Origin of the sequence: Streptomyces sp. IMTB 2501 (genome assembly GCF_001953885.1) — a bacterium.
Lineage (GTDB): Bacteria > Actinomycetota > Actinomycetes > Streptomycetales > Streptomycetaceae > Streptomyces.
On the sequence record NZ_MQUS01000036.1, the window covers coordinates 41,289 to 60,059 of the forward strand.

Sequence of the window (18,771 nt, forward strand, 5' to 3'; positions counted from 1 at the left end):
ATGAGCCATGGGCTCTCGTCCGCCCCGCTACGGCTTCATCGAGCGGTAGTAGCGGCGGGCGCCCTCCTGAAGCGGGAGGGGGTCGGTGTAGATGGCGGTGCGCAGGTCGACGAGCTGGGCGGAGTGGACGTGGGCGCCGATGCCGTCGCGGCTCTTGATGACCGTGCGGGTCACCCATTCGGTCAGCCGGGGGTCCACGTCCGTACGGGTCATCAGGAGGTTGGACACGGCGATGGTCGGGACCTCGCTGCCCTGCTGTACGGCCGGGTAGGCCGACTCGGGGATGTTGGTGGCCCGGTAGTAGCGCGCCTCCTGGCCCTCGCTGTGCAGCTTGCTGACGAGGTCGCTCTCGATCGGCACGAACTTGAAGGCGGACTTCTTCGCCAGCGTGAGCAGTCCCCTGGTGGGCAGGCCGCCCGACCAGAAGAAGGCGTCGATCTTGTGCTGCGCCAGCCGGTCGGGCCCGGTGTCGATGCCGTCCGCGACCGCGGTGATGTCCTTGCGCGGGTCGATGCCGGCGGCCTTGAGCACCCGGTCGGCGATCAGCCGCACCCCGGAGTGGGGCAACCCGGTCGCCACCCGCTTGTGCCGCAGGTCCGCGATGCTCCGGATGTCCGAGTCGCTGCGCACGACGAGATGCACGTAGTCGTCGTAGAGCCGGGCCACCCCGCGCAGCCGCTCGGCGCCGCTGCCGTGCGCCAGTTCGTACGCCTCCACCGCGTCCGCCGCCGCGATGGTGAAGTCGGCCTTGCCGGTCGCCACCCGCTGCACGTTCTCCTGCGAACCGGCACTGTTGAGGAGCTTCACCTTCAAGTCGGGCATGTCCTTGGCGAACTCGGCGCGCAGCCGCTCGCCGTACTCCTGGTACACCCCTCGGGGAGTGCCCGTACTGAAGACGATCGTCCCGCTCGGCGGCTTCTCGCCCAGCGGCAGCAGCCACCACAGCAGCAGCCCGAGCACCACGGCACCGGCGGCCGCGGTTGGCAACGCCCGGCGTCTGCTGATCCGGGGGAACACCTTGGACATGCGGCGATCCTGCCAGGCCGGGCGCGGCGCTGACCAGGGCGGGGGTCCCTCCGGGACGGAGAAGCGGACCGCGGGCGCTGTCAGTGGGCGCCGTTAGAGTCGACGCATGAGCACTTCACCCGCCCACCTCGTCCGAGAGTTCCACCGCGCCTTCGGCCTCGACGCCCGCAGTACGCCGACGGAGGTGGCCCCCGAACTGGCCGCGCATCGTGGGGAACTGCTCGCCGAGGAGGCCGCGGAGGTCGCCGAGGTCGCGGTCGACGGCCCGCTGGACAAGCTCGCGCACGAACTGGCGGACGTGGTCTACGTGGCGTACGGCACGGCGCTGGTCCACGGCATCGACCTCGATCAGGTGATCGCCGAGATCCACCGGGCCAACATGAGCAAGCTCGGCCCGGACGGGCAGGTCGCCCGCCGGGCCGACGGCAAGGTCCTGAAGGGGGAGCACTACCGCGCACCGGATGTGTCGTCCGTGCTGCGCGGCCAGGGCTGGATACCGGCGGCGGCCCAGCGCGCTGCCTCGGAGCCGAGCGCCTAGGCGCGCTGCGGTTGGAGCCCGCGCTGCCTCGGAGCCGGGTGCCTGTCCGGCGTGCCTAGCCTGCCAGGAGGGTGCCGCCCGCGAGTTTCCACTCGCGGTTCAGGGTGCCGAGCGGGATGCTCCGCTGGACGATCGGTGTGCCGAAGACGGACAGCTGGAGCCGCAGGGTCCCGGACAGGTCGACCCCGCCGTACACACCCCAGGCGCCCCCGGTCTTCGCCTCGGCGGCCTTGCTCTTCGCCCCGGCGTCGGAGGAGGCGGTGACCGTGCCGGAGGCCTCGCCGCGCAGATACGGAGCCAGGTCGGCGCTGACGCCCACGGTGCCGTAGAGGCCGACCGAGGCCTCGGCGCCGAGCGCCGTCTTGAGGTTCCCGGCAGCGGCGACAGAGGCGCGCACGGGTGTGCTGGTCATGTTTGCGGAGCTGACCGGGGTCCAGCCCTTCGTCAGGCCGAAGGTGCCGCCCGCCTTGAAGCCGCCCTTCAGGTGCTGCTCGACATCGACGGTGACCCGCCCGTCGCCGCTGATCTGGACATAGGCGGTCAGGTCGAGGTTGACGACGACGGGGACGGGGCCGACCTGCAGGACGGGGTCGGCGTGCAGTTTGGCGAACGGGATCCGCAGCGGTGTGCCGGTGGCCGCGGCGGCCCGGCCCTCGACCGCCCAGCCGGAGGTCCAGTCACCGGACACACCGAGGTAGGCGGAGCCGGGCGGCGCGTCGCTGCCGGTGCCGCCGTAGGCGAAGTCGACCCGCGGGGCGACCTGGACGAACCCGTGCACCGACGCGGAGGCCGAGGCCGGGGAGCCCTGGGCCGTCGGGATACCGGCGCTCATATCGAGCCGCAGGCTGCCGAGCGGCACCGTCGCACCCTTCGGGCCCGCGTGCACGTCACCGGCCTTCGCCCAGGACACCTTCACATCGGGCAGCAGCTTGTCGACGGCGAAGGACGACGGGTCGACCGGCACGGCGCCCTTCGCCGTGTCGTCGCCGAGCAGCGCGTTGAGCGTGGCCGGTTCCGTCTGCACCGCGGTGCCGCCGTCCGTCTCGCCGATCACCTTGGTGACCTTGGCGAGCAGCCCGTGCGGAGCCCCGGGCGCGGGAGCGCTGGCGATCACATCGCCGACGGCGGCGCGGTGCGGGGTGCCGGTGGGGGTGGGGGAGGGGGAGTGAGGGGTCGTCGGGGAGGCGGAGGAACTCCCTTGGCGGGCGGGCTTGTCGGAGAGGACGGCCCGCCGGGTGTGGCTGTCGTACGCGCTGACGGCGAGAGCCGTGCGGTGTGCCCGCTGCCCGGAACCGGCCGGTCCCGCCGTCGCGGTCGAGGTGCCGGCGGGAGCGGCGGCGACGGCGAGCGAGTGGTCCGTGTCGTCGGCGGGCCGGTCGGCGACCTCGACGTGCCGGCCGTGCCCGGCGCTCGCCGGCGGTTCGGCGTGCGGTGCGGACGAGGAACAGGCCGCGGCGAGGAAGAGGGAGGCAACGGCGAAGGCGGGCAGCAGGGCACGTCTGTGCCGCATGCGTCTGTGCATGGTCGGTCCCGTGTGAGGTGGGGGGTGGCAGAGAGGTACCGGGCGCACGGGCTACTTGAAGGTAGTACCGGCCGGTAACTCGATGTGATCCATGAGCATGCCACGCCCCCGTGCATGGTTCCCTCACAATCCGGCCACATCTCAACGTGAGCTGCGCCACGCCGAGTTCAGGTCGGCGTGAGGCTGAAACTGCCTGTGCGGGACGGGTGTTGAGGGCCGGCCGTCGCCTGGGTGGGGGCGACGGCCGGCGCACGGGAAAAGAGGAGGGGACCGGAGAAGGGAGGAGCCGTTGTCCCGCTGCGGGCTCAGCGACCGGCAAGGCCGGTGCCGCCGAGGCGGGCCAGCAGAGTCGACAGCAGCCCGGTGTCCCCGGCGTTCCACGCCGGTGCGGCGAAGACCTCGGCGGCGGTCTCCTCGGCCGTGGCGCGCATCTCCTTGAGCCGCTGTCTGCCCGTCGCGGTCAGGGACGCGTACGCCACGCGGGCGTCCCGGGCATCCGCTTCACGGGTCACCAGCCCGATCCGCTCCAGCGGAGCCAGCCCGCGGGTGACCCCGGACGCCGTCAGGCTCAGTACCTCGGCGAGGTCCACCCGGCGCATCCGGCCGCCGGGCGCCTCACCCAGCCGGAGCAGCAGGGTGAAGTCGGCGAGGCTGACGCCGTGCAGACCGCTCAGCCGGGAGTCGAAGCGTCGTACGAGCGCGGCCTGGGCCCGTACCAGCCGCAGTGCCGCGTCCAGGGTGTCACTCATCGCCGCCGCTCACTCCTGCCCTGGCGCGTAGCACGTGGTCATTCATTGCTTTCTCCTTGAGTGCTCAAGTTCATGGGCTGTCGGAACGCCTCGCTTCATGAGCCGATGGAGCGTGCCGCGCGTCGCTGCCGCTTGCCCAGCGGCGCCCGGGAGAGGTCCTCGGCGGTGGAGCGGAGGTTCTTGAAGCCGTAGCCGCGCTCGGCGAGCCAGGCCTGTGCCGCCGCTTCGGCCCGCTCGGTCGCCTCCAGGATGTCCTCCTCTTCCTCACCGGTGTCGGAGAAACGGAACACGAAGGCCGGCCGGGCGGCGATGTCGTAGGTGAGGGTGCCCTCGGGCGTGAACGCGGAGCGCAGCACGTCGTGTTCGGCGGCCTCGGCCAGCAGCGCGGCCCGCTGGGCGTCGGTGAGGCCGTCGAAGGCGCCGCGGACGGTGATACGGAAAGTGCGAGTACTCATTGCGCGACCATAGGCGCGGTGGAGCCGGCGTCTCCAGCGGGTTTCTCCCGACGGGCGCCTACGCTTGAACCATGACCAACGGCAGCGACCGGTGCCCCACCGTGGACCTGCGCGGCTGGCCGACCGACTGCTCGGGCCCGTACGGGAGGGCGGTGGCGTTCCATGCGGTACGTGACGGTGAGTGCGCTGAGTCATCCCGGGCTGCTCCGTGAACGGAACGAGGACAGCCTCGTGGTCGGGCCGTGGACGCTGTGCGCCACGGTCACGGAGAGTCCGCAGACCCTGGTCTTCCCGCTCGGCACGCCCCTGGTCGTGGCCGTCGCCGACGGGCTCGGCGGGCATCCCGGCGGCGAGGTGGCCAGCGCCCTGGTGGCCCGCCGGGTCGCGTCCCTCGGGCCCGTCCTGAGCAGCGAGGACGCTGTCCGCGACGCCTTGAGCGCTTGCAACCGCGCCGTGTACGAGGCCGCCGGCGGCGACGCGGGAGGTGAGCTCGCGGCCATGGGGACGACGATTGCCGGCATCGTCGTACAAGCCGGTTCCCTGTTGGTGTTCAACGTGGGCGACAGCCGGGTCTTCGCGGCCTCCCCCGACGGGCTGCGCCAGGTGAGCGTCGACGACAGTCCTCCGCTAGAACCCGGGCGCCGTACCACGTCCATCGTCACCCAGTGCCTCGGCGGCAGCCGCTCGTACCGCGCCGTCCGCCCTCATGTGACCGCCGAGCCCCTGTCGCCCGGCGACCGCTATCTCATCTGCACCGACGGTCTGACCGACCCCGTGCCGCAGGATGAACTCGACGAGCTGATACGGGAGAACGACGACGGACGTGTGGCCTTCGAGCTGTGGAAGGCCGCGATCGCGGCGGGCGGCCCCGACAACATCACGCTGGCGGTCGTACGCGTCGCGGACGCATAGGTGCCGACGGTAGTGAGGCGGAACTCCGCCTCATTGCCCCTCACTCCGCCTCGTCCGGCGGGAACTCGTCCGGCGGAAAGCCGTATCGCCCCTGCAGCCGGACGAAGCAGGCCGGGGTCAGCACCCGCAGCCGTACCAGCGCCGACGCGGTGCGCTCGAAGCACACCACCTGCTCATGCCCGCCCGGCCCGATCGGCTGCACCAGGCGGCCGCCCGGCCTCACCTGGGCGACCAGCGGCGGGGGCACCTCCGGGAACGCGGCCGACACGAGAACGGCGTCGTACGGAGCACGGTCCGGCACGCCGCCGCTGCCGTCGCCGACCCGCAGCTCCACGTTCCGCACGCCCTGACGCGCGAGGTTCACCCGTGCCTGGCGGGCTATGTCCGGCCGTATCTCGATGCTGACCACGTCCGCGGCCAGCCCGGCGAGCAGCGCCGTCTGGAAACCGAGACCCGTACCGACCTCCAGAACGTGCTCGGATCCGGCCAGACCCAGGCCCTCGATCATCATGGCGGACAGCGAAGGCTGCGTGGTGACCTGCCCCTGCCCGATCGCGACGGCCACGTCCCGGTACGCGGCAGCCGCCTGACCTGCCGGGACGAATCCCGCCCGGGGCGTCGTCCGCACGGCCGAGAGCAGCCGTGCGTCCCGGACCCCGGCGGCCATGAGCGCCCGCACGAGATCATCCGGTTCACCGGGTACGACGTTCACGGCACGGGCCGTTCGGTCTCATGACCGCCTACCGTGGAGACATGCCCGAGATCGTCGTCTACGAAGTCGACAAGCCGGTGGCGAGGCGTTCCTCCCCGGGACCGCCGGGTGGGGCGGAACAGCGCGTCCGCAAGGTGCACGCTGCCCCCGCGGCACCGGGGTCGCGCACCACCGCGGGACCGCGGACCCTCTGCGGCAAGGACACGTTCGCCATGGAGACGGCCCGCTGGAAGCCCTCCGAGGATCCCGGAGCGCCCTGGTACCCCGCCGAGTACGCCTCCGTGGTCTGCCCGGACTGCGACGCCGTGCTCGAGGTCTGAGCGGTGTACCGACTGCTCGGCGGTGTTGCTCCCGCGGTGCGCCGAGCCTGCGGTGTCTCTGCCGCTCAGCCCCGCTCCACGTACTCCTTGAAGTGCTCCAGATCGCTGCGGACGAGCCGTTCGATGGCGTTCGTCTGGGCGAATCCCTTCGGCCCGCCGAAGGTGTCGCGGACCGTGCTCGGGTCGTACTCCAGCCGTGCCTGGATCCGGGTGCGGTTCTGGTCGATCGGCTGGACCGAGAAGGAACCCGTCAGCTCGGGGGCGCTCGTGGTGAGCCACTCCATCACGCGCTCGCCAACGCGCTCGCCGCGGTCGCTGACCTCGGCCTCGACCTCCGTGGCCCGGCCACCCGCCTCGACGTCCAGATGCGCTCGGCCCCCCGCCTCCGTACGCGCGCCCCGCACTCCCTCCACGAAGCTCGGATAGTTCTCCACTCGGTGCAGCGTCTCCCAGGCCTTGTCGACCGGAACCCCGACGTCGACGTGTAGCTCAAGGGTGCTCATGGCTCACCTCCACGTGCGGCTCATGGTGCATGCCCTTCCACTTCCAGTGTGCGCCCGGTGGGAGGGGAGACGAGCCGAGCGGAACGAGGACAGCCTCGTGACCGGACCGTGGTCGCTGCGCGCCTCGGCGACGTGCCGCTTCTACGGCGGCACGGACGGAGTACCGGAGTACTGGCACCGTAATCTGCGTGCAGCTGGGGTCGGCGTACGGGCGGAGGAGTTCACTTGTTACGACTTCAAGCAGTGAGTAAGCGATATGGCCGTGGCGACTGGATTCTGCGTGACGTCGACGTGGAGGTCCCGGCGGGAGAGGTCGTGGCATTCACAGGCGGGAACGGTTCCGGGAAGTCGACGCTGTTGCGGATCGCGGTGGGACTGTCCCGGCCGACCCGCGGCCGGGTGGCCACGCGGCCACCGGTCGTGGGCTACGTGCCCGACCGCTTCTCCCCCAACGAACGCATGTCGGCGGTGGACTACTTGGCCCATGTGGGACGCGTGCGCGGGCTGACCACCTCGGACGCCTCGTCGCGGGCGGACAGGCTGCTGGACAGGCTGGCGCTGGTGGGCGGCAAGCAGGCCCCGCTGCGGAGCCTGTCCAAGGGCAACGCCCAGAAGGTCGCGGTGGCCCAGGCCCTGTTGGTGGATCCCGGGCTGCTCGTCCTCGACGAGCCGTGGTCGGGGCTGGACGCCGACGCCCACGGCGTCCTGGCCGAGATCATGACCGAGGTCGCCGGCGCCGGAGGAACGGTGATCTTCACCGACCACCGCGAGTCGGTGACACGGGCCCGTGCCACCCGGACCTACAGCGTCAGCAAGGGCCGGGTCTCGCTGCGCGCGCCGGAGTCCCGGCCGGACGGGCACCGGCCCTCCTCCGACGTCGTCCTGACCGGGTACCCGGGCGACCGCGTGCCTCAGGACCTCGTCTGGGAGGAGCTGGACGGCGTGCTGGCGGTGAGCCGCACGGACTCGGGGGTCCGGGTGAGAGTGGCTCGCGAGACCGCCGACGCCCTGCTGTTCACCGCACTGCGGCACGGCTGGTCCGTGGAACGGGTGGAAGGGCCGGCAGTGGACCTCTTCGCGCGGGACGCCGCCACGAACGGAGGCGTGCAGTGATCGCCCTCATCCGCTACACGTTCGCCACCGTGCTGCACAGCCAGCGCTACGTAGCCCCGTTGCTTCTGTTCATGGGCCTGCTGGGCGTGCTGACTGTGAACGGCAGCGGCCCCCTGCCGCCTGCCTACGCGTCCTCGGGCGGTGCGCTGTTCGTCTGCTCGACCTGGCTGACCGTCGCGCTGATGAGCCTGGACGAACCGACACAGCGGGCGATCGTCGTCGTCGCGTCCGGCGGCCGGTCGCTCAAGGTCCTGCTCGCGGCGATCGGCACGGCTCTGCTGAGCTGTCTGGTGCTGATGGTCTTCGGCTTGCTCTTCCCGCTGTGGATGGGGCGCTACACCGTCACCACGGACGATCTTCTGCTGGGAGTCGAGGCCCAGCTCACCTGCGCGTTCGTGGGGGTCGCCATCGGCGTGCTGTGCTCGCGGCTGGTCTTCGGACGACAGGGATACGCGGTGGTGTGCGCCGTCGCGCTGGTGATGGCAGCCCTCTTCGCCAAGGGCATGCCCCCGGTCAATCGGCTGTTCACCCTGATGTCGACGACGCCCGACGCGACGAAGCTGCTGGCTCCCACGGGCGGCATGCTGGCGATCGCGGCCGTGATCCTGGTCGCGTTCACGGCACTCACCCAGTTCGTCGCCGCACGGCGAGAGTGACCCGGGACAGGGCTCTCCCGACAGCGCCTACCCTTGACGCATGACCAGCAGCATCGACCGGAGCCAGCCCGTGGACGTCAAGCGAACCTATGAGGTGCGCACCTATGGGTGCCAGATGAACGTCCACGATTCCGAGCGCCTGGCCGGGCTGCTCGAAGAGGCCGGGTACGAGCGGGCGCCCGAGGGGGCGGACGGGGACGCCGATGTGGTCGTGTTCAACACCTGCGCCGTGCGGGAGAACGCCGACAACCGGCTGTACGGCAACCTCGGCCGGCTCGCGCCGAGGAAGGCCTCGCGGCCCGGCATGCAGATCGCGGTCGGCGGCTGTCTCGCGCAGAAGGACCGCGACACCATCGTGAAGAAGGCGCCCTGGGTGGACGTCGTCTTCGGCACGCACAACATCGGCAAGCTGCCGGTCCTGCTGGAGCGCGCCCGCGTGCAGGAGGAGGCGCAGGTCGAGATCGCCGAGTCGCTGGAGGCGTTCCCCTCCACGCTGCCGACCCGGCGCGAGAGCGCCTACGCGGCCTGGGTGTCGATCTCCGTCGGCTGCAACAACACCTGCACCTTCTGCATCGTCCCGGCCCTGCGCGGCAAGGAGAAGGACCGCCGGCCCGGCGACATCCTCGCCGAGGTAGAGGCGCTGGTCGCAGAGGGCGTCTCCGAGATCACCCTGCTCGGGCAGAACGTCAACGCCTACGGCTCCGACATCGGCGACCGTGAGGCCTTCAGCAAGCTGCTGCGCGCCTGCGGGAACATCGAGGGCCTGGAGCGGGTGCGGTTCACGTCCCCGCACCCCCGTGACTTCACCGACGACGTCATCGCCGCCATGGCCGAGACCCCGAACGTGATGCCCCAGCTGCACATGCCGCTGCAGTCCGGTTCGGACACGGTCCTGAAGTCGATGCGCCGGTCGTACCGGCAGGAGCGCTACCTCGGGATCATCGAGAAGGTCCGGGCCGCCATCCCGCACGCCGCGATCACCACCGACATCATCGTGGGTTTCCCGGGAGAGACGGAAGCGGACTTCGAGCAGACCCTGCACGTCGTCCGCGAGGCGCGCTTCGCGCAGGCCTTCACCTTCCAGTACTCCAAGCGCCCGGGCACCCCGGCCGCGACCATGGAGAACCAGATCCCCAAGGAGGTCGTCCAGGCGCGCTACGAGCGGCTCGTCGCCCTCCAGGAGGAGATCTCCTGGGAGGAGAACAAGAAGCAGGTCGGCCGCACGCTGGAGCTGATGGTCGCCGAGGGCGAGGGCCGCAAGGACGGCGCCACGCACCGGCTCTCCGGCCGTGCCCCCGACAACCGGCTCGTCCACTTCACCAAGCCGGAGCAGGAGGTCCGCCCCGGTGACGTGGTCACCGTCGAGGTGACCTACGCCGCCCCGCACCACCTCCTCGCCGAGGGCCCCGTTCTCGACGTGCGCCGCACGCGCGCGGGGGACGCCTGGGAGAAGCGCACCGCCGCCGAGTCCGCCAAGCCCGCGGGTGTGCTGCTGGGCCTGCCGAAGATCGGCGTCCCGGAGCCGCTGCCGGCCGCGGCGACCGGCTGCGGCTGCGACTGACGGCGCGCAACGTGCCCGACGCCATCGGGAACCGAGTCGGGCGTCGTACGGCGTTACCCTGCCGATCATGCTTGTCTCAGCCGCTGTCTGCCCCTGCCCTCCGCTGCTCGTGCCCGAGGTCGCCGCGGGCGCCGCGCCCGAAATGGACGCCGCGCGCGCGGCATGCTCGGACGCCGTCGGCGTGCTCGCGGCCGCCCGCCCGGACCTCCTGGTCGTAGTCGGGCCCGCCGAGCAGAGCGGGCGTGGATCGTTTCCGCAGGGCGCCCGGGGATCCTTCCGCGGGTTCGGGGTCGACCTCGACGTACGGCTCGGGCCCGCGACGGACGCCCCGGGCGAGCGTGAGCTGCCGCCCTCGCTCGCCGTGGGTGCGTGGCTGCTGGAGCGCACCGGCTGGGCGGATGCCCCGATCGAGGGACTCGGGATCGGGGAAGCGCTCGCGCCCGAGCGGTGCGGCGAAGTCGGACGGGAGATCGGCGCGCGGGCCGGGCGGGTGGCGCTGCTGGTGCTGGGAGACGCCAGCGCGTGCCGCACGGTCAAGGCGCCGGGCTACCTGGACGAGCGGGCGGCACCCTTCGACGCGGAGGTCGCACGGGCGCTGGGCGCGGCGGACCTGCCGGCCATCCGTGCGCTGGACCCCGGGCTGGCCCGCGAACTGAAGGCCTCCGGCCGGGCGCCCTGGCAGGTCCTGGCCGGCGCCGCCGAGAACACGGCCCTCAGCGGCTCACTGCTGTTCGAGGCCGCGCCGTACGGCGTGGGATACGTGGTGGCCGCCTGGTCGTAGCGGGGTGCGTGGCCACGGTCTCCACGGCCGCGCAGGCGCACGCGCATACGGCGGACGACCGGGAGCCGGTGTGTTGTACGACCGTCCCCGCGACCGTCCGCCGATCCGCATGCCGTTGAGGAGATTCAGGAAGCCGGTGGCGGGCCCTCCGGCCTGGTGGGGGCCGTCGGGTCGCCGGTGGCGGTGTCCGGGCCGGGACCTTCCTTGTGCGCAAGGCGGTCCATCGCCTCCTTGGCCTTTCCGGTCCCCGCATGGATCTTGTCGCTGTACTTGCCCTTGGTCCGCTCGTCCACGGCCTTCGCGGCCTTGTCGATGCCGTGCTGGACCTTGTCCCCGTGCTGCCGCGCGAGGTCCGACACCTTGTCCTTGGCCGGGCCGAGCTTGGCCTTCATGTTGTCCAACAGACCCATGGTCCACCTTCCCTCACGGGGCAGTTACCTGCGGGCGCCCTCGCCGGCCTCGTTGTCGGCGGCCTCCTCGGCGGACTGCTGCTTGGGGATGCCGGAGCCCTCGGACGCGTCGTCTGTGCCGGCGTCCGACGATACCGGCACGTCCTCGCTCCCGTCCCCGGCCGAACCCTTCGCCTCCGCCGACCCGGTCGCCTTCGCCTCCGCCGGCTCCGCTTCCGCCGCCTCGGCCGCTTCCGGCTCCGCGCCGGCCTGCGCCTCGGCGGCCGACGCCTCCGGAGTCGGCTTCGACTTACGGAGGAGCCGTGCAAAAACGCCCATATCCACTCCATACGGTACTCGTGCGGGCGAATTCCCGCGTTACCCGGTGCGTACGGTTGCGCCGCCCGGGTCACCGCCTCCAATCTGCAGGAGGGCGGCATCTCGCCTCGGGCAACGACCCGGGACCCCACCCGTCACGTAACTCGTTCGAGGCATGGCCTGGAGGTTTGCGAGACTGGTGCGGTGAGCAGTGCACCCTCCACCCCCCGTGTCATCGCCGTCGTCGGACCCACCGCGGCCGGAAAGTCCGATCTCGGCGTCTTCCTGGCCCAGCAGCTCGGTGGGGAGGTCGTCAACGCCGACTCCATGCAGCTGTACCGAGGGATGGACATCGGCACCGCGAAGCTGACGCCCGAGGAGCGCGGCGGCATACCGCACCACCTGCTCGACATCTGGGACGTGACGGTCACCGCCTCGGTCGCCGAGTACCAGAGACTGGCCCGCGCCCGGATCGACGCCCTGCTCGCCGAGGGCCGCTGGCCCATCCTGGTCGGCGGCTCCGGCCTGTACGTCCGCGGGGCCGTCGACAACCTGGAGTTCCCCGGCACCGACCCCGAGGTCCGGGCCCGCCTGGAAGAGGAGCTGGCCCTGCGCGGCTCGGGCGCGCTGCACGCCCGGCTGGCCGCCGCCGACCCCGAGGCCGCCCGCGCGATCCTGCCGAGCAACGGCCGCCGTATCGTCCGGGCGCTCGAAGTGATCGAGATCACCGGCCGGCCCTTCACCGCGAACCTGCCGGGACACGACTCCGTCTACGACACCGTCCAGATCGGTGTCGACGTGGCGCGCCCGGAACTGGACGAGCGCATCGCGCTGCGCGTCGACCGCATGTGGGAGGCGGGCCTCGTGGACGAGGTGCGCGCACTGGAAGCGCGGGGGTTGCGCGAGGGGCGCACGGCGTCGCGTGCGCTGGGTTACCAGCAGGTGCTCGCCGCGCTCGCCGGGGAGTGCACCGAAGCGGAGGCGCGGGCCGAGACGGTACGTGCGACCAAGCGCTTCGCGCGCCGCCAGGACTCGTGGTTCAGGCGCGATCCCCGGGTGCACTGGCTGAGTGGGGCCGTGGCGGACCGGGGGGAACTTCCGCACCAGGCCCTGGCGTTGGTCGAACGACCGGTTACAGCCTGATCACGTCATGGCATCGGGATGCGCCGCCGGTCATCCCGGCCTTCGGGGCCGTGCCATCATCGAGCTTCGATCGACCAAGTGGAGCCTAGTTGGGAGGGCGCGTGGCGATGGAGGCCGGCCCTCGCGACACCGCACAAAGCGCCGAGCACGTCACCACCGACAGTGACGAACCGAGCCGCTGCGAGAACCGTCTGGCCGAGGACTGCCTGGGCGAGGACCGTCTGCCCGAGGGCCGGGTGGTCGAGCAGCGGCTGCCCGAGGGGCCTCTTCCGGACGGCAGGCTGGTCGAGGACGCGCTCACCGAGGCCCGGCTGACCGATGACGGCCCCGACGAGATCCCCGACGGCGTGACGGCCGACGGGCCGGAGCCCGAGGAGATGTACCCGGGCGGTCCGGAGGTCGAGGTCGAGCTGCGCCCGCAGCGCCGGCTGCGCATCTGGCAGCTCGCTCCCATCGTGGGCCTGTCCGCCGTCGGCTCGCTGATGTTCGCCTTCCCGCTCGCCTTCGACTTCGGCGACAGCGGCGCCGTCATCGCCATGCTGGGCCTGCTGATCTGCTCCTGCGCCGCCGGCTGGGCCATGATGGCCGCCCGCAAGGTGGGCTACACCTGGCCCGGCCTCCCGCCCCGGGGCTCGGCCCGCCGCCCCGACTGGAGGGTCGCACTCGGCTACGCCGTGCTGGTGGCCGTGGTCGTGATCCTGGCGGTGTGGCGCGTGGCAAGGCTCCGCTGAGCGCACCCCGGACTGAAGGGCTTCCCGTCAGGGCGCACCGCCCCGCCTCCCGTCGGCTCCCTGGTGGAGCGCTCCCGTACGATCGAGGCATGCGCACCCCCATCCCCTTCCTCAAGGGCCATGGCACCGAGAACGACTTCGTGATCGTCCCTGACCCGGAGAACGCCCTCGACCTGCCCCCGGCCGCCGTCGCCGCCCTGTGCGACCGCCGGGCCGGTATCGGCGGCGACGGGGTGCTGCACGTGGTGCGCTCGGCCGCGCACCCGGAGGCGAAGCCGATGGCGGCCGTGGCCGAGTGGTTCATGGACTACCGCAACGGCGACGGCTCCGTCGCCGAGATGTGCGGCAACGGAGTCCGTGTGTTCGCGCGCTACCTCAAGCACGCCGGACATGTGGGCGAAGGCGACCTCGCGATCGCCACGCGCGCGGGCGTGAAGACCGTCCACATCGCGAAGGACGGCGACATCACCGTCGGTATGGGCCGCGCCCGTCTGCCGGAGGGCGAGGTCACGGTGAGCGTCGGTGAGCACAGCTGGGCCGCCCGCAACGTGAACATGGGCAACCCGCACGCGGTCGCGTTCGTCGACGACCTCGCGCAGGCCGGCAACCTGTACGACCCGCCGCCGTTCAGCCCGGCCGCGGCCTATCCCGAAGGGGTCAACGTCGAGTTCGTCGTCGACCGCGGTCCCCGTCACGTCGCCATGCGCGTGCACGAGCGCGGCTCCGGCGAGACCCGCTCGTGCGGCACGGGCGCGTGCGCCGTCGCCGTGGCCGCCGCCCGGCGCGACGGCGCCGACCCGGCCGTCACCGGCACCCCGGCCACGTACACCGTCGACCTGCCCGGCGGCCGTCTCGTCATCACCGAACGGCCCGACGGCGAAATCGAGATGACCGGACCCGCCGTGATCGTCGCCGAGGGCGAGATCGACGGCGAATGGCTGGAAAACGCGCTTCGCTGACCAGGCGAGACCACGAACACGACGTCGCTCGGCGCCTGGAGCAGCGGTTTCCGGTGGCCGGGGGTGTTCGAAACCGCTGACGACCCCAGGGCATGTGGCGCAAACCCTAAACCTCTTTTGCGTCGCTCGAATGGGTGATCCGTTTCACGCTCGGCGAGAGGCGGTCAGTCGGGCGTGGTGGGCTCGATAGCATCAAGCACCGGCACGGACGGGGGGAACGTCGCCATCCCTGAGCCGCGTACGCCCTGGGGCCCCCGTCCGCCGGTCCACGAGCCGGAGGTGCCCATGAGTGCGGAGGCCACGAACCCTGCGTCCCCTGGCCCGGTGGCCCCGACGGCGTCCGCGGCGGTCACCGCCCCCGCGGTGCCCAGGGCGGACCGCAGGAAGTCCCGGCCCCGGATCGATCTGCGCAGACTCGGCCGGGCCGCGCTGCTCGGCCCCGCCGTCCGCGGCAGGGTGCCCGACGCCATCGGCCATGTCGCGGAGGCGCACCGCGCCCATCACCCCGACGCGGACCTCGACCCGCTGCGCCGCGCCTACGTCCTCGCGGAGTCCTCGCACCGCGGCCAGATGCGCAAGAGCGGCGAGCCGTACATCACCCACCCGCTCGCCGTGACTTTGATCCTCGCCGAACTCGGCGCCGAGACCACGACGTTGACGGCGTCCCTGCTCCACGACACCGTCGAGGACACCGATGTGACGCTCGATCAGGTGCGGGAACAGTTCGGCGAGGAGGTTCGTTATCTCGTCGACGGGGTGACGAAACTGGAGAAGGTCGACTACGGAGCCGCCGCCGAGCCGGAGACCTTCCGCAAGATGCTCGTCGCCACCGGCAGCGACGTGCGCGTGATGTCGATCAAACTCGCCGACCGTCTGCACAACATGCGCACCCTGGGCGTCATGCGCCCGGAGAAACAGGCGCGGATCGCCAAGGTCACCCGCGACGTCCTCATCCCGCTCGCCGAGCGCCTCGGCGTGCAGGCCCTGAAGACCGAGATGGAGGATCTGGTCTTCGCCATCCTCCACCCCGAGGAGTACGAGCACACCCGCGAGCTCATCGCCGGCAACGCCGCCCGCCCGGACGACCCGCTCGCCGAGGTCGCCGACGAGATGCGCCGGGTGCTGCGCGAGGCCGGCATCCAGGCCGAAGTCCTCATCCGGCCCCGGCACTTCGTCTCCGTGCACCGCGTGGCCCGCAAGCGCGGACGGCTGCGCGGCACGGACTTCGGCCGCCTGCTCGTCCTGGTGCACGAGGACGCCGACTGTTACGGCGTCCTCGGCGAACTGCACACCTGTATGACCCCGGTCGTCTCGGAGTTCAAGGACTTCATCGCCGTACCGAAGTTCAACCTGTACCAGTCGCTGCACACCGCCGTCGCCCTCCCCAACGGCCAAGTCGTCGAAGTCCTCATCCGCACCCACCAGATGCACAAGGTCGCGGAGGCGGGCGTCGTCGCCCTCGGCAACCCGTACGCCCCGGCGTCCGATGCCACCGCCTCCGACACCCCCGCGGACGGCGAGCGCGCCGACCCCACCCGCCCCGGCTGGCTCTCCCGCCTTCTCGACTGGCAGCGGGCGGCCCCCGATCCCGACACCTTCTGGTCCACCCTGCGCGAGGACCTCGCGCAGGACCGCGAGATCACCGTCTTCCGTCCGGACGGCGGCACGCTCGGCCTGCCGGAGGGCGCGACGTGCGTGGACGCCGCCTACGCCCAGTACGGCGAGGACGCGCACGCCTGCATCGGTGCCCGCGTCAACGGCCGTCTGGCCACCCTCAGCACCGTCCTGAAGGACGGCGACACGGTCCAGCTCCTGATGGGCCAGGACCCCGCCTCCGAGCCCTCCCGTGAATGGCTGGAGCACGCCCACACCCCGGCCGCGCGCATCGCCATCCAGCGCTGGCTCGCGACGCATCCGGGCGGCGGCAGCGGGACGGAGGACGAGGGCGGCCCCCGCCGCGAACCCACCGAGGCCCCCGGCGGAGCCGCCCCCGCCGAGCGCACCTCCGCAGCCCGCCCCAGAGGCGCCGACGTCCTGGTGGACCGGCCCGGAGCCGCCGTACGACTCGCCGGGTGCTGTACGCCCGTACCGCCGGACGAGATCACGGGCTTCGCGGTACGCGGGGGAGTGGTGACCGTGCACCGGGTGGAGTGCGCCGCCGTTGCGCACATGAAGGGCCGGGGGCGCACGGAGCTGGGCGTGCGCTGGGGGGACACCACCGAGTGCCGGGTCACGCTGGTCGCTGAATCGTTCGGCCGCCCCCACCTGCTCGCCGACCTCACCGAGGCCATCTCCTCCGCCGGCGTCGACATCGTCTCGGCCACCGTCGAACCGCCCAGCCAGCAGCGGGTCCGGCACACATACACCCTCCAACTCCCGGACGCGGCCCACCTCCCGGCCCTCATGCGCGCCATGCGGGACGTCCCGGGCGTGTACGACGTGTCCCGCGCCCAGCACCAGGCCCCGCCCTCCTGAGCGACACGGGTGTGGGACGCGGGTGCGCCGGGCCCCTGTCTCGTACCACTTGTTCCGGGCCCGCCCGACCCGGTGGGACGCCCGTCCGACCGTGTGCAGAAGGCCGTGGGAGCGAACCCGTTCGGGTGGGCCGGGCGCGCGTCGCCGTCGTAGCACGGGAGGGCACTGGTAGCGGTGGTCCATGCTGCTCACCCCCCGCGTCACGCGTCGCGCCCGCACCCAGTCCCCGTCCCGGACCCGGCCGCGGATCTCCCGGCACCGGAAGGCGGCCCTGCTCGCCTCCGCCGTCTCCGTCTGCCTCCTCGCCGCCGCGGCCCCGCCCCAGCCCCTCGGCATCGGCGACCGGCTCTTCCCGTACCTGGGCAACCCGGGCTACGACGTGGCGTCGTACGACGTGTCCTTCACCTATCCCGGCACCAACGACAAGCCGCTCCAGGCGGTCACCACCATCTCCGCCAAGACCACCGCCGACCTGGAGCGGATCAACCTCGACTTCGCGCACGGCACCGTGCAGTCGGTCGAGGTCGACGGGCATCCCGCGGAGTTCACCAGCGCCGGCGAGGACCTGGTCGTCACGCCGGAGCACCCCCTCTCCGAGGGCAGCTGGACTCGGATCAAGGTGAAGCACACCAGCGATCCCGTCGCCGCCAAGGGCCAGGAAGGCGGCTGGGTGCGCACCACCGACGGCCTCGCCATGGCCAATCAGGCCGACGCCGCCCACCTGGTCTTCCCGTGCAACGACCACCCGTCCGACAAGGCGATGTTCACCTTCCACGTCACCGCACCGAAGGGCTACACGGTCGTGGCCAACGGCGTGCCCACCGGAAGGCAGCAGGCCGGCTCCGCCACCACCTGGACCTACCGCACCCGGCACCCCATGGCCACCGAACTCGCCCAGGTCTCCATCGGTCACTCCGCCGTGCTGCACCGCGCGGGCCCGCGCGGGCTCGCGGTCCGCGACGTCGTGCCCAGCGCCGACCGCAAGGCCCTCCAGCCGTGGCTCGACAAGACGCCCGCCCAGATCGCCTGGATGGAGAGCAAGGTCGGTACGTACCCCTTCGAGACGTACGGCGTGCTCATGGCCCGGGCCTCGACCGGGTTCGAGCTGGAGACACAGACCCTCTCGCTCTTCGAGAAGGACCTCTTCACCCAGCCCGCCTACCCCAAGTGGTACATCGAGTCGATCATGGTGCATGAGCTGTCCCACCAGTGGTTCGGCGACAGCGTCAGCCCCCGGACCTGGTCCGACGTCTGGCTGAACGAGGGGCACGCCACCTGGTACGAGGCGCTGTACGCCGAGGAGACCGCGCACCGGCCCATGGTGGACCGGATGAAGGCCGCGTACGCCGCCTCCGACGGCTGGCGCGAGGCCGGAGGCCCGCCCGCCCTGCCCAAGGCGGCCGCCCCCGGCCAGAAGATCTCCATTTTCCGGCCCAACATCTACGACGGCGCGGCCCTCGTGCTCTACGCCCTGCGACAGGAGATCGGCAAGCCGGCCTTCGAGCGGCTGGAGCGCGCGTGGGTCCAGGAACACCGGGACTCCACGGCCTCCACCGCCGACTTCATCCGGCTGGCCTCGACGGTCTCCGGCCGCGACCTGAGCGGCTTCCTCAGGGGCTGGCTGTACGACGAGAAGACCCCGCCGATGCCGGGCCACCCGGACTGGAAGTCGGCGGATCCCACGAAGGCACCGAAAGCGGGCCAGAAGCCGTCGGGACCGGCCGCGTCGCCGAGAGCGGGCCGGAAGGCACCGGACCCGGTCACGTCGCCGGGCGAGGGCGAGCCGCGGACCCGGTGATAACACGGTGACGAGACGTGCCGCCTCGTGCGACCATCTTCGGGTCGGCACGAGACGGCACACGGGAATCTCCCGGGGTACTCGTGCGTTGAACCTCTGAGTGGTCCGGC

21 protein-coding genes are annotated in these 18,771 nt (G+C 71.9%); 13 read left to right on the forward strand and 8 right to left on the reverse strand.

Features of this window, described 5'->3' with window-relative positions; translation table 11 throughout:
* Positions 1 to 27 precede the first annotated feature (27 nt).
* Positions 28 to 1,026, reverse strand: a complete 999-nt coding sequence (locus AV521_RS39440; protein ID WP_076095869.1) for a TAXI family TRAP transporter solute-binding subunit — start codon at positions 1,024 to 1,026, stop codon at positions 28 to 30.
* A gap of 106 nt (positions 1,027 to 1,132) precedes the next feature.
* Here AV521_RS39440 and AV521_RS39445 point away from each other — a divergent pair, with 106 nt between their 5' ends.
* Positions 1,133 to 1,564, forward strand: a complete 432-nt coding sequence (locus AV521_RS39445; protein WP_076095871.1) for a MazG nucleotide pyrophosphohydrolase domain-containing protein — start codon at positions 1,133 to 1,135, stop codon at positions 1,562 to 1,564.
* A gap of 55 nt (positions 1,565 to 1,619) precedes the next feature.
* On the opposite strand, the gene AV521_RS39450 is transcribed toward AV521_RS39445, so the two are convergent.
* From AV521_RS39450 to AV521_RS39460, 3 genes are all read right to left on the reverse strand, one after another.
* Positions 1,620 to 3,074, reverse strand: coding sequence for a hypothetical protein (locus AV521_RS39450; RefSeq protein ID WP_256725870.1), 1,455 nt, complete (start codon positions 3,072 to 3,074; stop codon positions 1,620 to 1,622).
* A 317-nt stretch (positions 3,075 to 3,391) separates the two neighbouring features.
* Positions 3,392 to 3,835, reverse strand: coding sequence for a MarR family winged helix-turn-helix transcriptional regulator (locus AV521_RS39455; RefSeq protein ID WP_076095876.1), 444 nt, complete (start codon positions 3,833 to 3,835; stop codon positions 3,392 to 3,394).
* Between the two features lie 95 nt (positions 3,836 to 3,930).
* Positions 3,931 to 4,290, reverse strand: coding sequence for a DUF6204 family protein (locus tag AV521_RS39460; protein ID WP_076095879.1), 360 nt, complete (start codon positions 4,288 to 4,290; stop codon positions 3,931 to 3,933).
* A 162-nt stretch (positions 4,291 to 4,452) separates the two neighbouring features.
* Between AV521_RS39460 and AV521_RS39465 the strand changes: the two genes are divergently transcribed.
* Positions 4,453 to 5,202, forward strand: a complete 750-nt coding sequence (locus tag AV521_RS39465) for a PP2C family serine/threonine-protein phosphatase (protein WP_076095882.1) — start codon at positions 4,453 to 4,455, stop codon at positions 5,200 to 5,202.
* A gap of 40 nt (positions 5,203 to 5,242) precedes the next feature.
* Here AV521_RS39465 and AV521_RS39470 read toward each other — a convergent pair whose 3' ends face one another.
* Positions 5,243 to 5,914, reverse strand: a complete 672-nt coding sequence (locus tag AV521_RS39470; RefSeq protein ID WP_256725871.1) for a protein-L-isoaspartate O-methyltransferase — start codon at positions 5,912 to 5,914, stop codon at positions 5,243 to 5,245.
* 41 nt (positions 5,915 to 5,955) lie between these two features.
* Between AV521_RS39470 and AV521_RS39475 the strand changes: the two genes are divergently transcribed.
* On the forward strand, positions 5,956 to 6,234 hold the full coding sequence (locus AV521_RS39475) for a hypothetical protein (protein ID WP_076095884.1): 279 nt from the start codon (positions 5,956 to 5,958) through the stop codon (positions 6,232 to 6,234).
* Between the two features lie 65 nt (positions 6,235 to 6,299).
* Here the strand turns inward: AV521_RS39475 and AV521_RS39480 are convergent, their stop codons facing one another.
* The gene (locus AV521_RS39480; RefSeq protein WP_076095886.1) at positions 6,300 to 6,737 is read right to left on the reverse strand and encodes an SRPBCC family protein; all 438 of its coding nucleotides are present in this window, start codon (positions 6,735 to 6,737) and stop codon (positions 6,300 to 6,302) included.
* A 97-nt stretch (positions 6,738 to 6,834) separates the two neighbouring features.
* Here AV521_RS39480 and AV521_RS49750 point away from each other — a divergent pair, with 97 nt between their 5' ends.
* The 5 genes from AV521_RS49750 (at position 6,835) to AV521_RS39500 (ending at position 10,848) form a co-directional block, all read left to right on the forward strand.
* Complete coding sequence (locus AV521_RS49750; RefSeq protein WP_179023734.1) at positions 6,835 to 6,984, forward strand: hypothetical protein; 150 nt, start codon at positions 6,835 to 6,837, stop codon at positions 6,982 to 6,984.
* Positions 6,981 to 7,850 (forward strand): ATP-binding cassette domain-containing protein, encoded by an 870-nt coding sequence (locus AV521_RS39485; RefSeq protein ID WP_256725872.1) that lies wholly within the window; start codon positions 6,981 to 6,983, stop codon positions 7,848 to 7,850. Before AV521_RS49750 ends, AV521_RS39485 begins: the two co-directional genes overlap by 4 nt.
* A complete protein-coding gene (locus AV521_RS39490; RefSeq protein WP_076095891.1) occupies positions 7,847 to 8,506 on the forward strand; it encodes a hypothetical protein in 660 nt (219 codons plus the stop codon). The genes AV521_RS39485 and AV521_RS39490 overlap by 4 nt, the downstream gene beginning before the upstream one ends.
* Positions 8,507 to 8,546: 40 nt before the next feature.
* The gene (gene miaB / locus AV521_RS39495) at positions 8,547 to 10,067 is read left to right on the forward strand and encodes a tRNA (N6-isopentenyl adenosine(37)-C2)-methylthiotransferase MiaB (RefSeq protein ID WP_107481143.1); all 1,521 of its coding nucleotides are present in this window, start codon (positions 8,547 to 8,549) and stop codon (positions 10,065 to 10,067) included.
* Positions 10,068 to 10,134: 67 nt separating this feature from the next.
* On the forward strand, positions 10,135 to 10,848 hold the full coding sequence (locus tag AV521_RS39500; RefSeq protein ID WP_076095893.1) for a class III extradiol dioxygenase subunit B-like domain-containing protein: 714 nt from the start codon (positions 10,135 to 10,137) through the stop codon (positions 10,846 to 10,848).
* Positions 10,849 to 10,973: 125 nt separating this feature from the next.
* On the opposite strand, the gene AV521_RS39505 is transcribed toward AV521_RS39500, so the two are convergent.
* Positions 10,974 to 11,258, reverse strand: a complete 285-nt coding sequence (locus tag AV521_RS39505) for an antitoxin (RefSeq protein WP_076095895.1) — start codon at positions 11,256 to 11,258, stop codon at positions 10,974 to 10,976.
* 24 nt (positions 11,259 to 11,282) lie between these two features.
* Positions 11,283 to 11,576: a hypothetical protein gene (locus tag AV521_RS39510; RefSeq protein ID WP_076095897.1), complete on the reverse strand. Its 294-nt coding sequence runs from the start codon at positions 11,574 to 11,576 to the stop codon at positions 11,283 to 11,285.
* 183 nt (positions 11,577 to 11,759) lie between these two features.
* Here AV521_RS39510 and miaA point away from each other — a divergent pair, with 183 nt between their 5' ends.
* The 5 genes from miaA to AV521_RS39535 all read left to right on the forward strand — a co-directional run bounded on the left by miaA (position 11,760) and on the right by AV521_RS39535 (position 18,661).
* On the forward strand, positions 11,760 to 12,698 hold the full coding sequence (gene miaA / locus AV521_RS39515; RefSeq protein WP_076095900.1) for a tRNA (adenosine(37)-N6)-dimethylallyltransferase MiaA: 939 nt from the start codon (positions 11,760 to 11,762) through the stop codon (positions 12,696 to 12,698).
* A 107-nt stretch (positions 12,699 to 12,805) separates the two neighbouring features.
* Positions 12,806 to 13,429: a hypothetical protein gene (locus tag AV521_RS39520; RefSeq protein WP_107481144.1), complete on the forward strand. Its 624-nt coding sequence runs from the start codon at positions 12,806 to 12,808 to the stop codon at positions 13,427 to 13,429.
* Positions 13,430 to 13,518: 89 nt separating this feature from the next.
* Positions 13,519 to 14,388 (forward strand): diaminopimelate epimerase, encoded by an 870-nt coding sequence (gene dapF, locus AV521_RS39525; RefSeq protein WP_076095902.1) that lies wholly within the window; start codon positions 13,519 to 13,521, stop codon positions 14,386 to 14,388.
* Positions 14,389 to 14,673: 285 nt separating this feature from the next.
* Entirely contained in the window at positions 14,674 to 16,863 is a 2,190-nt protein-coding gene (locus AV521_RS39530) for a bifunctional (p)ppGpp synthetase/guanosine-3',5'-bis(diphosphate) 3'-pyrophosphohydrolase (RefSeq protein WP_076095903.1), read from the forward strand.
* Positions 16,864 to 17,044: 181 nt separating this feature from the next.
* The gene (locus tag AV521_RS39535; RefSeq protein WP_076095905.1) at positions 17,045 to 18,661 is read left to right on the forward strand and encodes a M1 family metallopeptidase; all 1,617 of its coding nucleotides are present in this window, start codon (positions 17,045 to 17,047) and stop codon (positions 18,659 to 18,661) included.
* Positions 18,662 to 18,771: the final 110 nt, after the last annotated feature.